The sequence below is a fragment of the Sphingomonas sp. CCH21-G11 genome (assembly GCF_001555965.1).
Classification (GTDB): Bacteria; Pseudomonadota; Alphaproteobacteria; order Sphingomonadales; family Sphingomonadaceae; genus Sphingomonas.
Map to the genome: position 1 here is coordinate 42,641 of NZ_LSHX01000042.1, position 13,583 is coordinate 56,223.

Annotated in this window: 14 protein-coding genes; 7 read left to right on the forward strand and 7 right to left on the reverse strand. The window is 70.1% G+C overall.

Annotated features, from left to right (window positions below):
• Positions 1 to 196 precede the first annotated feature (196 nt).
• Complete coding sequence (locus tag AX676_RS12020) at positions 197 to 1,207, reverse strand: hypothetical protein (RefSeq protein ID WP_066480696.1); 1,011 nt, start codon at positions 1,205 to 1,207, stop codon at positions 197 to 199.
• 100 nt (positions 1,208 to 1,307) lie between these two features.
• Here AX676_RS12020 and AX676_RS18115 point away from each other — a divergent pair, with 100 nt between their 5' ends.
• The 4 genes from AX676_RS18115 (at position 1,308) to AX676_RS12040 (ending at position 5,801) form a co-directional block, all read left to right on the forward strand.
• Positions 1,308 to 1,613 carry an excalibur calcium-binding domain-containing protein gene (locus AX676_RS18115; RefSeq protein WP_197417126.1) on the forward strand — a complete coding sequence of 102 codons (306 nt, stop codon included), beginning with the start codon at positions 1,308 to 1,310 and terminating at the stop codon, positions 1,611 to 1,613.
• Between the two features lie 96 nt (positions 1,614 to 1,709).
• Entirely contained in the window at positions 1,710 to 2,393 is a 684-nt protein-coding gene (locus tag AX676_RS12030) for a TPM domain-containing protein (protein ID WP_066544394.1), read from the forward strand.
• Between the two features lie 161 nt (positions 2,394 to 2,554).
• Positions 2,555 to 5,251, forward strand: a complete 2,697-nt coding sequence (locus tag AX676_RS12035; RefSeq protein WP_066480694.1) for an ATP-dependent DNA helicase — start codon at positions 2,555 to 2,557, stop codon at positions 5,249 to 5,251.
• A gap of 10 nt (positions 5,252 to 5,261) precedes the next feature.
• Positions 5,262 to 5,801: a SixA phosphatase family protein gene (locus AX676_RS12040; RefSeq protein ID WP_066480689.1), complete on the forward strand. Its 540-nt coding sequence runs from the start codon at positions 5,262 to 5,264 to the stop codon at positions 5,799 to 5,801.
• Here the strand turns inward: AX676_RS12040 and AX676_RS12045 are convergent.
• The 5 genes from AX676_RS12045 to rpmF all read right to left on the reverse strand — a co-directional run bounded on the left by AX676_RS12045 (position 5,792) and on the right by rpmF (position 8,760).
• On the reverse strand, positions 5,792 to 6,136 hold the full coding sequence (locus tag AX676_RS12045; protein ID WP_066480687.1) for a MerR family transcriptional regulator: 345 nt from the start codon (positions 6,134 to 6,136) through the stop codon (positions 5,792 to 5,794). The two genes, AX676_RS12040 and AX676_RS12045, sit on opposite strands and share 10 nt — an antisense overlap.
• Positions 6,137 to 6,141: 5 nt before the next feature.
• The gene (locus tag AX676_RS12050; protein ID WP_066480686.1) at positions 6,142 to 6,441 is read right to left on the reverse strand and encodes an integration host factor subunit alpha; all 300 of its coding nucleotides are present in this window, start codon (positions 6,439 to 6,441) and stop codon (positions 6,142 to 6,144) included.
• 95 nt (positions 6,442 to 6,536) lie between these two features.
• Entirely contained in the window at positions 6,537 to 7,505 is a 969-nt protein-coding gene (locus AX676_RS12055) for a beta-ketoacyl-ACP synthase III (RefSeq protein ID WP_066480684.1), read from the reverse strand.
• Between the two features lie 11 nt (positions 7,506 to 7,516).
• The gene (plsX, locus tag AX676_RS12060) at positions 7,517 to 8,548 is read right to left on the reverse strand and encodes a phosphate acyltransferase PlsX (protein WP_066480683.1); all 1,032 of its coding nucleotides are present in this window, start codon (positions 8,546 to 8,548) and stop codon (positions 7,517 to 7,519) included.
• Between the two features lie 32 nt (positions 8,549 to 8,580).
• Positions 8,581 to 8,760, reverse strand: a complete 180-nt coding sequence (gene rpmF / locus AX676_RS12065) for a 50S ribosomal protein L32 (protein WP_066480682.1) — start codon at positions 8,758 to 8,760, stop codon at positions 8,581 to 8,583.
• A gap of 215 nt (positions 8,761 to 8,975) precedes the next feature.
• Here rpmF and AX676_RS12070 point away from each other — a divergent pair, with 215 nt between their 5' ends.
• Positions 8,976 to 9,374, forward strand: coding sequence for an MAPEG family protein (locus AX676_RS12070; RefSeq protein WP_066480681.1), 399 nt, complete (start codon positions 8,976 to 8,978; stop codon positions 9,372 to 9,374).
• A gap of 268 nt (positions 9,375 to 9,642) precedes the next feature.
• Here AX676_RS12070 and AX676_RS12075 read toward each other — a convergent pair whose 3' ends face one another.
• On the reverse strand, positions 9,643 to 10,323 hold the full coding sequence (locus AX676_RS12075; protein ID WP_066480680.1) for an MBL fold metallo-hydrolase: 681 nt from the start codon (positions 10,321 to 10,323) through the stop codon (positions 9,643 to 9,645).
• An 82-nt stretch (positions 10,324 to 10,405) separates the two neighbouring features.
• Here AX676_RS12075 and pabB point away from each other — a divergent pair, with 82 nt between their 5' ends.
• Together pabB and AX676_RS12085 are read left to right on the forward strand one after the other, a co-directional pair.
• Positions 10,406 to 12,208: an aminodeoxychorismate synthase component I gene (gene pabB / locus AX676_RS12080; protein WP_066480679.1), complete on the forward strand. Its 1,803-nt coding sequence runs from the start codon at positions 10,406 to 10,408 to the stop codon at positions 12,206 to 12,208.
• 40 nt (positions 12,209 to 12,248) lie between these two features.
• On the forward strand, positions 12,249 to 13,448 hold the full coding sequence (locus tag AX676_RS12085) for a pyridoxal phosphate-dependent aminotransferase (RefSeq protein WP_066480678.1): 1,200 nt from the start codon (positions 12,249 to 12,251) through the stop codon (positions 13,446 to 13,448).
• The last annotated feature ends 135 nt before the right edge of the window (positions 13,449 to 13,583 follow it).

The window sequence follows — 13,583 nt, forward strand, 5'->3', positions numbered from 1 at the left end:
GCGCGAAGCGCGGCGAATCGCAAATCCGGGTGTGCAGGCGGATGCGCCGGGGCAAGCGAAGTTGTGGAAGTTGCGGGCTGTGACAGCTTTTGCCCCCCCGCGCCGCGGGCCATGCGGAAGGGCGGCGGGGCAGGCGTTTGGCGGTGCGCATGACGCGACGCTGGCATGTCGCGCCGATGCAGGACAGCCGGTCCCGTCAGCAGGCGGATTGCGGCGAAATGCCGCGTGTGGGCGCATCGTCAAAGGTGCGCGCGAGCAGCGGGCCGAGCGCAAAGGGTTCGACGACGTAGGCCTGCCGCCAGTCGGGCGCGAAGCGATCGAGCATCTCCGCCTCCGCCGCGCCGAGCGCGTAGAAGGCACCGCGTTTCCAGATGCCCAGCCCCTGCGCGCGCGCGGATTTCAGGCTGACGCTGAGCCAAAGGCGACGGTCGCGCGCGGCGCGGCGCAGCTTGGATGATTGCGCACCCGCGACCCGCGCGAACTGAAGCTCGGTCCAGCGCGCCACCCCCTCCTGCCCCAGCTGGAATTCGAGATAGCAGCGGTCGCGGGCGTCGAGGCGGCCAGTCACCTCGCCCCTTGCAGCGACATAGGCCGTGGCGGCCGCGCGCGCGGCATCGGGCGTGGTCGCGGACAGAAATTCCCCGGCCATATCGTTCAGCCGGGCAAAGCCCGCCGCCACCGCCGGATCGGCGTAGGGAAAGGGATGATCGAGCATCCACGCCGCATCGGACGCCGTGCCGCGCAGCCGTGCGTCGGCGCGGTCGCGCGCGGCGGCAAAGCCCGGCAGAACCTGCTGATACTGGTGGAACTGCTCGTGCAGCAGGGTGAGCAGCCAGTCGGTGCCGGTGCGGCCCGTGGCCCTGGGCAGGCCGATGACGACCAGCGGCACGCCGTCCTCGTCCAGCGTGGCCTCGCTATCGACATCATAGCGGCGCGGACGGACCTGCATCGCACAGCCGCTGACGGCATCGTCGCCGATCGCGATGAAACCCGGTGTGGGCGCCGCACAGAACAGCGTCTCGCGCGCTGCCTCGACCAGCAGGATACGTTGCGGCGCGCGCGACAGGCCGGGCCACACCGCGTCGCCGTGCCGCGCGATGAGGAGGCGCGCATCGCGGATGATGGCGCGCACGTCGCGCGGCGGCGGCGGCTCGGCGGGCGCGGGTGCGAACAAGGCGAGCGAGAGGATCAGGGCGAGATGGATCATGTGCGCTCCCGTCCATGACCGGCCTGGACGCCCAGCAACCTGCGCCAGCCATGGGATGCCCGCAAGGCTTCCTTAAGCGACATTGCCGCATGTTGCGAGAATGAGCGCGAAGCTCGCCGCCCTGACCGCGATCCTGTCCACGCTGACCTTTGGCGGGGTGTGGTTCGGCATGAGTCCAGCGGACGGCGCGAGCCAATCGGGAAGCGGCGGCTTGACATCTTCGCGATCCTTCGCGCTTCCGATCTACTACCCAAATTGCGGGGCGGCACGCGCGGCGGGCGCTGCGCCGCTCAAGCGCGGCGAGCGGGGCTATCGCGCCGGACTGGACCGTGATGGCGACGGTGTGGCGTGCGAGCCTTATCGCGAGGGCGGCGGCTCTAGCGGGCGGCGTAGGCGGCGGCGCTGATCCAGCGCCCGCACGCCTAGCCGGACCGGACGACAAACTTGTTCATTCAGGATCGATCTGATTGCTGAAGCCCTCAACCGGCGGCAACTTGCGTGGGTGAAAAGACCCGCCCTGCTGCTGATGGCGTTTGTCGCTGCCTGCTCGACTGAGCAGGAACAGCGTCAGTCGCACCAGACTCAGAGTGATCCGCCCATTACCACCGTCAAGGCGCGAATCCCCCTGGCGGGCCGCGTGTCGGATGCCGCCGACATCATCGATGCGGACACCGAAGCAGCGCTCACCGGCCAACTGGCCGCGCTCGAACAGGCGACAGGTCATCAGATGGTGGTCGTGACCGTCACGTCGCTTGATGGACAGGATGTCGCGGATTTTACGCGCGACCTGGGCAATGCGTGGGGCATCGGCCGCAGGAACCATGACGACGGCGTGGTCGTCCTGATCGCACCGAATGAACGACAGGTTCGGATTGCGGTCGCGCGCGGTCTGGAGAAAGCGCTGCCAGATGCGCTTTGCAAGGCGATCATCGACGAGCAGATACTGCCGCACTTTCGTGCCGACCAAATGCAACGCGGGATTGAGGCGGGGGTCAGCGCACTGATCCAGAGGATGATGAAAACGACGAAGCTGTATCGGGAAACTGACCGGCTGTCCGAAAAAAAGTCGTCGCAAAGTTTGAACGAATTTTCCCCGTCACCCCGGCCTTGCGCCGGGGTGCCGCTGCCTGACCCGGTGCGAGAAACAGCGAGACCCCGGGTCAAGCCCGGGGTGACGGGAAATTGAGGTCTGACTTCGATCAAGACGCTTTCCGGGTCAGATTTTTAGGTCGGGGTTGGGACACCAAGGGCTGGCCGTCGACAAGCTCCGGCCAAGCGGAAATCGGCAGCGACTCCATTCAGTCCCACCCCGTTGCCATTTCGTTCCGCAGCGGCGATACCGCGCCCATGCTCCCCCACCCTGCCCTGCACGCCAGCCATGGCGGCGTCTGGATCGCCGACGGCGACGGCACGCGGGCGATCGGGCGGGGGGAGGCGATCCGGATCGCCGCCGACACGCCGGTCATCCTGCTGAACGCGCCGCTGGTCGCGCAGCGGCTGGGCTATGGCGAGCTGTCGGGGTTGGACGTGCTGGAGCTGTTCGCGTTCCTGCACCCGGCGCGCTTCATGGTGCCGACGCCGCGCGGGCTGGCGCGGACGATCGGGCTGGACGAGCCGGCGGGTGACGCGGGCGTGCCGGCGTTGCTGCGCGCGGCGACCGCGCGGCTGTTGGCGACGTGCGAGGGCGACTGGCCGGAACGCGAGGGTGCGTGGACCGCCGCGCAGAGCCTGGCGCGGCTGCGTTGGCCCTGGGCGGCGCTGGTGACGCAGCGGCTGGCGCGGCCGGACAAGGCCGAACGCTGGCTGTTTTCCAAGCTGCCCGAATGGGACGAATCAGCCCCCCGCCCTGCGCCGCGCACGGTGACGCTGGACGATGCGGAGGTGGCCGCGCGGCTGGCGCAGCTGACCGGCGACGGGGCAGAGCAGCGGCCGGGCCAGCGCGCCTATGCGAGCGCGGCGGCCGCCGCGTTCCAGCCGCGCGCGATGCGCGACGCGCCCAATCTGGTGCTGGCCGAAGCCGGAACGGGGATCGGCAAGACGCTGGGCTACCTCGCCCCCGCCGGCCTGTGGGCGGAGCAGGCGGGCGGCGCGGTATGGGTGTCGACATTCACCAAGGCGCTGCAACGCCAGCTGAACCATGAGGGCGCGAGGCTGATCGCCGATCCGGCGGCGCGGCGGCGGCGGATCGTGACGCGAAAGGGGCGGGAGAATTACTTGTGCCTGCTCAACTTGGAGGATGCGCTGCAGGGCGGGTTTCAGGGGCGCGCCGCGGTGCTGGCGCAGCTGGTCGCGCGCTGGGCCGCCTATAGCGCCGATGGCGACATGGTCGGCGGCGACCTGCCCGGCTGGCTGCCCACCTTGTTCCGCCGCAACGGATCGACCGCGCTGACCGACCGGCGCGGCGAGTGCGTCTATGCCGGGTGCCCGCATTATCGGAAGTGCTTCATCGAACATGCCGCGCGTGCATCCGCGCAGGCGGACATCGTCATCGCCAACCACGCGCTCGTCATGGTCAACGCCGCGCGCGGGCGCGAGACGGGGACGCGGCCGACCCGCTATGTCTTCGACGAGGGGCATCACCTGTTCGACGCGGCGGATGCGATGTTCGCGGTGGCGCTGACCGGGGCCGAGACGATCGAGCTGCGCCGCTGGATCATGGGGCCGGAGGGCACGTCGCGCGGGCGCAGGCGCGGGCTGGCGGCGCGATTGTCGGATGTCGCCAGCTATGACGAGGCCGGGGGCGCGGCGATCAACGACGCGGTCGATGCCGCCCGCGCGTTGCCCGGCGACGGATGGCTGCAGCGGCTGCACGAGGGCGCGCCGTTCGGGCCGGTCGAGGCGCTGCTGGGGGCGGTGCGCGGGCTGGTCTATGCGCGCGATACCGGCGCGGCGGACGCGGGCTATGGGCTGGAAACCGAGCTGGCCGAGCCCGACGCGGCGCTGGTCGAGGCGGCGGGGCCGGCGGCGGATGCGCTGGATGCGCTGCTCCGCCCGCTGGTCGCGCTGGGGCGGCGGCTCGACGCGGTGCTGGCGGATGCGCCCGACTGGATGGACGCGCCGGCGCGCGCGCGGATCGAGGGGGCGATCGCGTCGCTCGGCTGGCGCGCCGACATGGTCGCGGCCTGGCTGGCGCTGATCGCGCGGATCGGCGGCCCGGCGGACGCGGACTTCGTCGACTGGCTGGCGATCGACCGCATCGAGGGCCGCGAAGTCGATGTCGGGCTGCACCGCCACTGGCTGGACCCCAGCCGGCCGTTTGCGCGCACCGTGCTGGAGCCCGCACATGGCGTGCTGGTGACCTCGGCGACGTTGCGCGCGGGCGGCGACTGGGCGGTCGCGGAGGCGCAGAGCGGGGCCGGCCACCTGATCCGCCCGGCGGCGCGCTTCGAGGCGGCGAGCCCGTTCGACTATGCGACCCAGGCCGAGGTGCTGATCGTGACCGACGTGGCGCGCGGCGACCTGGCGGCGCTGGCCAATGCCTATGGCCGGTTGATCGTCGCGTCGGGCGGCGGCGTGCTGGGGCTGTTCACCGCGATCCGGCGGCTGCGCGGCGTCCATGCCCGCATCGCCGACCGGCTGGCGCGCGAGGGGCTGGCGCTCTACGCCCAGCATGTCGACCCGATCGACACCGGGACCCTTGTGGACATTTTCCGCGACGATCCGCGCGCCAGCCTGATCGGCACCGATGCGCTGCGCGACGGGGTGGACGTGCCGGGCCGCTCGCTGCGGCTGGTGGTGATGGAGGGCGTGCCGTGGCCGCGCCCCGGCGTGCTGCACGCGGCACGGCGGCTGGCGGGCGGCGGGGCAGCCTATGACGACCGCATCGTCCGCGCGCGGCTGGCGCAGGCGTTCGGGCGGCTGATCCGTCGCGCCGACGATTCGGGCGCGTTCATCCTGTTGTCGGCGGCGATGCCGTCGCGGCTGCTGGGTGCCTTTCCCGAGGGTACGCCGGTCCGGCGGGTGACGCTGGACGAGGCGGTCGCACGCGCGCGGCACCTTTCCACGCGCGCGGCGATCGGGCATGACGCGGAGCAGACCGCCTGACGGGGACTCCATGAAGACGCTTACCCTGCTTCGCCACGCCAAGTCCGGCTGGGACGACCCCGTCGCCCGCGATTTCGACCGGCCGCTGAATGCCAAGGGCGAGCGCGCGGCGACGACGATGGGGCGGCACGTCCGGTCGCTCGGGCTCGGCTTCGACCATGTCGTCGCCTCCCCCGCCCGCCGGGTCGAGGAAACGATCGCGGGGTTCGAGGCGGGTTATGGCGCGACGCTGGGCGCGGTCCCCGACCGGCGCATCTACCTCGCCTCGGCGGTGACGCTGCTCGACCTGGTGCGCGAGCTGCCCGCCGATGTCGAGCGCGCGCTGCTGATCGGGCACAATCCGGGGCTCGAGGACCTGGTGCTCATGCTGGTGCCGGCCAGCGACGACGATGCGCTGCGCGCGCGCGTCGAGGACAAGTTCCCGACCGCCAGCCTGGCCGTGATCGCGTTCGACGGGGCGTGGGCGGACCTGAAGATGAATGGCGGGCGGCTCGAAAACTTCGTCAGGCCGCGCGACCTCGACCCCGCGCTCGGCCCCGATCAGGCCTGATCGGCACCCAGCGCGTCGGCGAGCAGCGCGCGGATCCGGCGCAGCGCGTCGGGCACGGGCTCGGCGGCCGTCGCGGCCCCCCCACGCTCCCCCGCGAGCAGGCGCTGCACCCCGGCGATCGTATAACCTTCCTGACCCAGCAGGCGATGGATGCGGCGGACCAGCGCGACGTCGGCGGGCCGGTAATAGCGACGCTGCCCGGCGCGCTGCATCGGCCGCAGCTGCGGAAAGCGGGTTTCCCAATAGCGCAGCCGATGCTGCGGCAAACCAAGCTCGCGCGCCAGATCGCTGATCGTCACGAAGGCGCCGGGTGTGCTGTCCGACCGGCCGGACACCCCGTTCAGTCGGCGCGCACGATGCGGTCGCGCATCATCTGGCTGGCGCGGAAGGTAAGGACGCGGCGCGGCGCGATCGGCACCTCGACCCCCGTCTTGGGATTGCGGCCGATCCGTTCGCCCTTGTCGCGCAGGATGAAGCTGCCGAAGCCGGAAATCTTCACATTCTCGCCGCGGGCGAGCGCGTCGCACATATGGTCGAGGACCTGTTCGACCAGGCGCGCCGAATCCGCGCGGGACAAACCCATCTGGCGATGGAGCGATTCCGCCAGGTCGGCGCGGGTCAAGGTTCCAACTGTCGACATTCGATGTTCTTTCGTCCCCCCTGTTCAGCCGCGCGGTGTAACACACTGTGGCGCGGGTGCAATATTGGACCATTCCGGAGCTAATTGCCGATGTGCTAGAGTTGGACGACGCTGGCGCCCCAGGTGAAGCCGCCGCCCATCGCCTCCAGCACGATCAGGTGACCCGGCCGGATGCGCCCGTCGCGAATCGCCGCGTCGAGCGCCAGCGGCACCGACGCCGCCGAGGTATTGGCGTGCTGGTCGACGGTGACCACCACCTTTTCCGGGGCGAGGCCCAGCTTGCGCGCGGTCGCATCGAGGATGCGGGCATTGGCCTGATGCGGCACGACCCAGTCGACCCGGTCCGCCGCCATGCCCGCCGCGTCGAGCGCCTCGCTCATCACCGCCGCCAGATTGGTGACGGCATGGCGGAACACCTCGCGCCCCTTCATCCGCAGCTTGCCGACGGTGCCGGTGGTCGACGGTCCGCCATCGACATAGAGCAGCTGGTTGTGGCGCCCGTCGGCGTGCAGCCGGGTGGCGAGCACGCCGCGCGTGCCGTCGCCCTCGTCGGCCTCGAGCACGATCGCGCCCGCCCCGTCGCCGAACAGGACGCAGGTCGCGCGGTCCTCCCAGTCGAGGATGCGACTGAAGGTTTCCGATCCGATCACCAGCGCGCGCGTCGCCGCGCCGGCGCGGATCATCGAATCGGCCACCTGGAGCGCGTAGAGAAAGCCCGAGCAGACTGCCGCCACGTCGAAGGCGACGCAGTCGTCGATGCCGAGCGCGGCCTGCACCAGCGTGGCGCTGGCCGGAAAGGTCTGGTCGGGCGTGGCGGTGGCAAGCACGATCAGGTCGATGTCGGCGGGTACGCGACCGGCGGCGGCGAGCGCGGTGCGTGCAGCGGCGGTCGCGAGCGTCGACGTCGTCTCGTCGGCTTCGGCGATGTGGCGGAAACGGATGCCGGTACGCTCGACGATCCATTCGTCGGAGGTATCGACGCGCGCCGCCAGATCGGCATTGCTGACCCGCGTACGCGGCAGGGCGGAGCCGGTCCCGGTAACGACGGCGCGACGAATGGTCATGTCAGGAACCTTCAGGCAGCCTTGGCTTCGAAATTTCCGAGATCTTCGGCGATCCGGCGCGTGAGGTCGTCGCGCACCATCTTGGCGGCGACGGCGATGGCGTGGGCGACGCCGGCTTCGTTGGCGCCGCCATGGCTCTTCACGACCAGGCCGTTGAGCCCCAGAAACACCGCGCCATTGTGGTTGTTGGGATCGAGATGATGGCGAAGCAGGTCGGTCGCCGGACGCGAGATCAGGAACCCGATCTTCGACCGCACCGAGCTCTGGAACGCGCGGCGCAGCAGGTCGGCGACGAAGCGCGCCGTTCCCTCCGCCGTCTTGAGCGCGATATTGCCGGAAAAGCCGTCGCACACCACGACGTCGACTTCGCCGCGCGAGATCCGGTCGCCCTCGATAAAGCCGGCGAAGTGCAGCGGCAGATGGTTCGCGCCGCGCAGCTGGGCGGCGGCGTCGCGCACCGCATCGGTGCCCTTCAGTTCCTCGGTACCGATGTTGAGCAGCGCGACGCGCGGATTGTCGAGGTCGAGCGCGGTGCGCGCATAGGCCGCGCCCATGACCGCAAACTGGACGAGGTTGCGGGCGTCGCATTCGGCATTGGCGCCGAGATCGAGCATCACCGTGTCGGTTTCGCCCAGGCTGGGCAGCAGCGCAGCGAGCGCGGGGCGGTCGATGCCGGGCATGGTGCGCAGCGCCAGCTTCGCCATCGCCATCAGCGCGCCGGTATTGCCGCAGGAGATGGCGGCATCCGACTCGCCCCGCTTCACCAGGTCGATCGCGATCCCCATCGACGTGGTGCGCGCGCGCCGGATCGCCTGGCTGGGCTTGTCGTCGGCACCGACGGTTTCGGCGGCATGGACGATGCGGACCGCATCGGCCAGTTCGGCATAGGCAGCAAGCCCGCCGGCGACCTGCGCCTCGTCGCCGACCAGGGTGAAGGCGAGCGCCGGATCATGGCGATGTGCGCGGGCGACACCCGCCAGCATGGTCGAAAGCCCCTTGTCGCCGCCCATCGCATCGACGGCGATCCTCGAGCCCCTGGCCATGACGGCGACGTACTCCTGTCCGTGCGCGGGCCTCAGCCCTCGACCGAAACGATTTCCCGGCCGTTATAGTGGCCGCAAGCCATGCACAGATTGTGCGGGCGCTTCAACTCGCCGCAATTCGGGCATTCCTGGAACGACTCGACCGAGAGCGAGTCGTGCGCGCGGCGCATGCCACGGCGGGAGGGCGAGGTCTTTCTCTTCGGAACTGCCATTTCGGCACCTTATCCATCTGCAATCTGGGTGTTCGGGGTCGCGATACGCCACACCCTGGTTCCAGGCAAGCCGCGCCGCAAGCGCGCGACCCGCCCGACCGGCGGGCTGGCAGGTCACGAAGCGAGCGAGCGCCTATAGCCGATTTCCGCCACGTTGCAAGTATCGCCCGGCCGTGGCAGCCCAGGCGACACCAATATCCGGGGGAACGCTATACATGGACACCATCATCCTGCCCGTCACGCTGGCGACCGCGGCCGCGGCGGCGCTGATCAACGTCTGGCTGGGCGCGCGGATCATCCGCGTCCGCTTTGCCGAGAAGATCGCGATGGGCGACGGCGGCAATGCGACGATGCAGTGCCGGATGCGCGCCCAGGCGAACTTCATCGAATATACCCCGATCATCGTGATCCTGATCGCGCTGATCGAGCTGGCACTGGGAACGAGCGGGTGGCTGTGGCTGGCCGCGGCAGCCTATATCGGCGCGCGCGTGCTCCATCCTTTCGGCATGGACGGGTGGATGCTGGGGCGCCAGATCGGCACGATCGTGACGCTGACCATGACCATCCTGCTGGCCGCAACCGCGCTGGCGATCCCGTTCCTGAGCTTCGGGTGAGGGGCGGCATCGATTAGCGAGCTCTGACCCTCCGCTGATCCGGTGAGGCTGACCGGGACAGGGCCTTATCGGAAAGCCCAGCCACTCCTCGCTCGTCACCCCGGCCTCGAGCCGGGGTCCCGCTGCCTGATCCGGCACGCGAAGAAGCGGGACCCCGGGTCAAGCCCGGGGTGACGACAAGATTCAAGATCACATCGATGCAATGCGCGTTCCGGGGCAGTCTCCCCGGATGGAGGTCCGAAGCGCCTCTCTCAAGATCTTCCGCCCCTCAACGCCCCGCGAGCGCGCGGTCGCCGACCAGCGGATTGGTGCGGCGTTCATGGCCGAAGCTGCTCGTCTCGCCATGCCCCGGCACGAAATGGGTGTCGTCGCCGAGCGGCCACAGCCGCCCGGTGATCGAGGCGATCAGGTCGTCGTGATTGCCCATCGGAAAGTCCCAGCGCCCGATCGAGCCGCGGAACAGCACATCGCCGACCACCGCGAATCTTGACGGCGCGTGGTGGAAGACGACGTGACCCGGCGTATGGCCGGGGCAGTGATAGACGTCGAGCACCAGATCGCCGACCGTGACCTGGTCGCCATTTTCGAGCCAGCGATCGGGCTCGAACACTTCGCCGCGCACGCCATAGTTGCGGCCGTCATCGGCCAGCCGGGCGATCCAGAACCGGTCGGCCTCGTGCGGCCCCTCGATCGGCACGCCCAGCTGGCGGGCGAGCACGCCCGCCTGGCCGCAATGGTCGATATGGCCGTGGGTGATCAGGATCTTCTCGATCGTCACGCCCAGCTGCGCCGCCGCCCCGGCCAGCCGGTCGAGATCGCCGCCGGGATCGGTGAAGGCGCCGCGCATCGTGGCGGTGCACCACAGGATCGTCGCATTCTGCTGAAGCGGCGTCACCGGAACGATCGCGGCGCGCAACGGCGGTTCGCCGGCGGAAGGGGCTTGGGTCATGGCCAGCGGAGATAGGCAAGGCGACCGGCGGCGGCAACACGCACTTGCCCCGGCGGCGCGCGCGCTGCATGGCCGGGCGGCCATGATGTACGGCACGTCCCCGCCCTTCGTCCTCGTCGACGACGCCCGCACCCCCGGCACGCCGGCACGGCTTTATCGCGACCCCGTCCGCATCCTGCGCGCCGACCGGCTCGACGCGGTCGCGCCGCTGCTCGACGCGATCGACGCCGCGGTGGCGCAGGGCGCGCATGTCGCCGGGTTCCTGGGCTATGAGGCCGGCTTTGCGCTCGAACCCCGGCTGACGCGCCACGCCCGCATGCTTGTCCCCGACGGCGACGACCGGCTGCCGGTCGGCTGGTTCGGTGTGTTCGACGCGGTGACGCCGATCGATGCCGATGCGTTGCACGCCGCGCTGCCGCCCGGCGACGGCGCCTATGTCGGCGCGGCGGTGCCCGAGATCGATCCGGCGGGCTATGCCGCCCGCTTTGCCACGGTGCACGACGCGATCCTGGCCGGCGACATCTATCAGGCCAACCTGACCTTTGCGGCGCGCGCGCCGGTCGCGGGCCACCCGCTGGCGCTGTACGCCGCGATCCGCGCGCGCGCCGCCGCCGGCTATGGCGGCGTGGTGTGGACGGGCGAGGACTGGCTGCTCAGCTTCTCGCCCGAGCTGTTCTTTGCCGCCGCCGACCGCCGCATCGCGGTGCGTCCGATGAAGGGCACCGCCGCGCGCGGCGACACGCCGGAGCAGGATCGCCAGGCCGCGGCGGCATTGCGCAACGACCCCAAGCAGCGCGCCGAAAACCTGATGATCGTCGACCTGATGCGCAACGACCTGTCGCGCATCGCCCGGCCGGGCAGCGTGACCGTGCCCGAGGCCTTTGCGATCGAGACCTATCCAAGCGTGCACCAGATGGTGTCGACCGTCGCCGCCGAGCTGCCTGACCGATGCCCGCCATCGACGATGCTGCGCGCGCTGTTCCCGTGCGGGTCGATCACCGGCGCGCCCAAGCTGCGCGCGATGGAAATTTTGGCCGAGGTCGAGGGCGAGCCGCGCGGCGCCTATACCGGCGCGATCGGTACGGTGACGCCGCAGGGCAGCGCGCAGTTCAACGTCGCGATCCGCACCCTGCATCTGAAGCCCGGCGCATTGCAGGCGCGCATCGGGCTGGGATCGGGGGTGGTCGCCGATTCGGTTGCCGAACAGGAATGGGCCGAATGCCTGACCAAGGCCGCGTTCCTGACGACGGGGGCGCGGCCGATCGACCTGGTCGAGACGATCGCCTTCGACCCGCTGGAGGGGATGCCGCTGCTCGAGCGCCATCTGGAGCGGATGCGCGCAAGCGCCGCCGCGCTCGGCTTTCGCTTCGACCGGCATGGCGCGCGCAACGAGCTGCAGGCCGCGACCTTCCGGCTGCGTGCGGCCGCGCGGGTCCGCCTGTTGCTCGCGCGCGGCGGCACCATTGCGATCGAGGTCGCGCCGATGCCCGCCACGCCCGCACTGCCGGTGCCGGTCGACATCCGGCCGCTGCCCGTCGACGCCGACGATTTCCGGCTGGCGCACAAGACGAGCGACCGGCGCCACTGGGCGGCGGCGCGGGCCGGAGCGACGACGTTCGACACGCTGTTCACCCACGCTGCTGGCCTGCTGACCGAGGGCAGCTTCACCTCGATCTTCGTCGAGCGGCCCGACGGCATGCTGATGACGCCGCTGCTGCGCCCCGGCATGCTGCCGGGCGTGCTGCGCGCGCACCTGATCGCGGAGGGCCGCGCGGTCGAGGCGGACCTGACCCCGGCCGATTGCGCGCAAGGATTGTTCGTCGGAAATGCGCTGCGCGGACTGATTGCTGCGCGGCTGGTTGCGGATGACGAGGGACGCGGCTAAGGCCCGCGACGATTTCCCAAGCCCGCAAAGGTCCCGCCCCATGAAGCCCTCCGCCGCGCTCGGCCGCATCCAGCCCTCCGCCACGCTCGCGATGACCGCGCGCGTGTTCGAGCTGAAGCGCCAGGGCATCGACGTGATCGGGCTGGGCGCGGGCGAGCCTGATTTCGACACCCCCGATTTCGTCAAGGATGCCGCGATCGAGGCGATCCGCGCGGGCAAGACCAAATATACCAATGTCGACGGCACGCCCGAATTGAAGCAGGCGATCGTCGCCAAGTTCGCGCGCGACAACGCGCTGACCTATGGCATCGACCAGGTGACGGCGAATGTCGGCGGCAAGCACACGCTGTTCAACGCGATGGTCGCGACGATCGATGCGGGCGACGAGGTGGTGATCCCCGCCCCCTATTGGGTCAGCTATCCCGACGTCGTCCAGTTCGCCGGCGGCGTGCCGGTCTATATCGAAGCCGGTGCCGACCAGGCGTACAAGATCACCCCTGAACAGCTCGACGCCGCGATCACGCCGCGGACCAAGTGGGTGATCCTCAATTCGCCGTCCAACCCGACGGGTGCGGCCTATTCAGCGGCCGAGCTGAAGGCGCTGGGCGAGGTGATCGAGCGCCACCCGCATGTCTGGGTGTTCGCCGATGATATGTACGAGCACATCCTGTACGACGGCTTCGAGTTCGCGACGATCGCGCAGGTGTGCCCGTCGCTCTACGAGCGCACGCTGACCGTCAACGGCTGTTCCAAGGCCTATGCGATGACCGGCTGGCGGATCGGGTTCGCGGGCGGGGCGGCGTGGCTGATCAAGGCGATGGCCAAGCTGCAGTCGCAATCGACCAGCAATCCGTGCTCGATCGCCCAAGCCGCCGCCACCGCCGCGCTGACCGGCGACCAGTCGTTCCTGAAGGACCGCGCCGCCGCGTTCCAGCAGCGGCGCGACCTGGTCGTCGCTGCGCTCAACGCCATTCCCGGCATGACGTGTCCGACACCCGAAGGCGCCTTTTACGTCTATCCCGAATTCAGCGCGCTGATCGGCAAGACGACGCCCAAGGGCCAGGTGATCGACAGCGACGAGGCGATGATCGGCTATCTGCTCGACGAGGCGCGGGTGGCGGCGGTGCACGGCGCGGCGTTCGGCCTCTCCCCCGCGATGCGAATCAGCTATGCGACGTCAGAAGCGCTGCTGCGCGAGGCGATGGCGCGGATTGCGCAGGCGTGTGTAAACTTGCGCTGAACGGCACGGCCAGCCGTCGTTCATCGATGCGCGGCCAGAACGATCTTGCGATCCGGCAGCGGCTCCCCATCTGACGCTCAGCGTCGACGGCGACGCCCCCGCCGAATCGCGGCGACAGAAATTGTTTCGGACCAG

Excerpts from the sequence above, each read along its gene's own strand:
- AX676_RS12020 (WP_066480696.1), bottom strand. The coding sequence starts at position 1,207 with ATGATCCATCTCGCCCTGATCCTCTCGCTCGCCTTGTTCGCACCCGCG.
- AX676_RS18115 (WP_197417126.1), top strand. The coding sequence starts at position 1,308 with ATGAGCGCGAAGCTCGCCGCCCTGACCGCGATCCTGTCCACGCTGACC.
- AX676_RS12035 (WP_066480694.1), top strand. The coding sequence starts at position 2,555 with ATGCTCCCCCACCCTGCCCTGCACGCCAGCCATGGCGGCGTCTGGATC.
- AX676_RS12040 (WP_066480689.1), top strand. The coding sequence starts at position 5,262 with ATGAAGACGCTTACCCTGCTTCGCCACGCCAAGTCCGGCTGGGACGAC.
- AX676_RS12050 (WP_066480686.1), bottom strand. The coding sequence starts at position 6,441 with ATGTCGACAGTTGGAACCTTGACCCGCGCCGACCTGGCGGAATCGCTC.
- AX676_RS12055 (WP_066480684.1), bottom strand. The coding sequence starts at position 7,505 with ATGACCATTCGTCGCGCCGTCGTTACCGGGACCGGCTCCGCCCTGCCG.
- plsX (WP_066480683.1), bottom strand. The coding sequence starts at position 8,548 with ATGGCCAGGGGCTCGAGGATCGCCGTCGATGCGATGGGCGGCGACAAG.
- rpmF (WP_066480682.1), bottom strand. The coding sequence starts at position 8,760 with ATGGCAGTTCCGAAGAGAAAGACCTCGCCCTCCCGCCGTGGCATGCGC.
- AX676_RS12070 (WP_066480681.1), top strand. The coding sequence starts at position 8,976 with ATGGACACCATCATCCTGCCCGTCACGCTGGCGACCGCGGCCGCGGCG.
- AX676_RS12075 (WP_066480680.1), bottom strand. The coding sequence starts at position 10,323 with ATGACCCAAGCCCCTTCCGCCGGCGAACCGCCGTTGCGCGCCGCGATC.
- pabB (WP_066480679.1), top strand. The coding sequence starts at position 10,406 with ATGATGTACGGCACGTCCCCGCCCTTCGTCCTCGTCGACGACGCCCGC.
- AX676_RS12085 (WP_066480678.1), top strand. The coding sequence starts at position 12,249 with ATGAAGCCCTCCGCCGCGCTCGGCCGCATCCAGCCCTCCGCCACGCTC.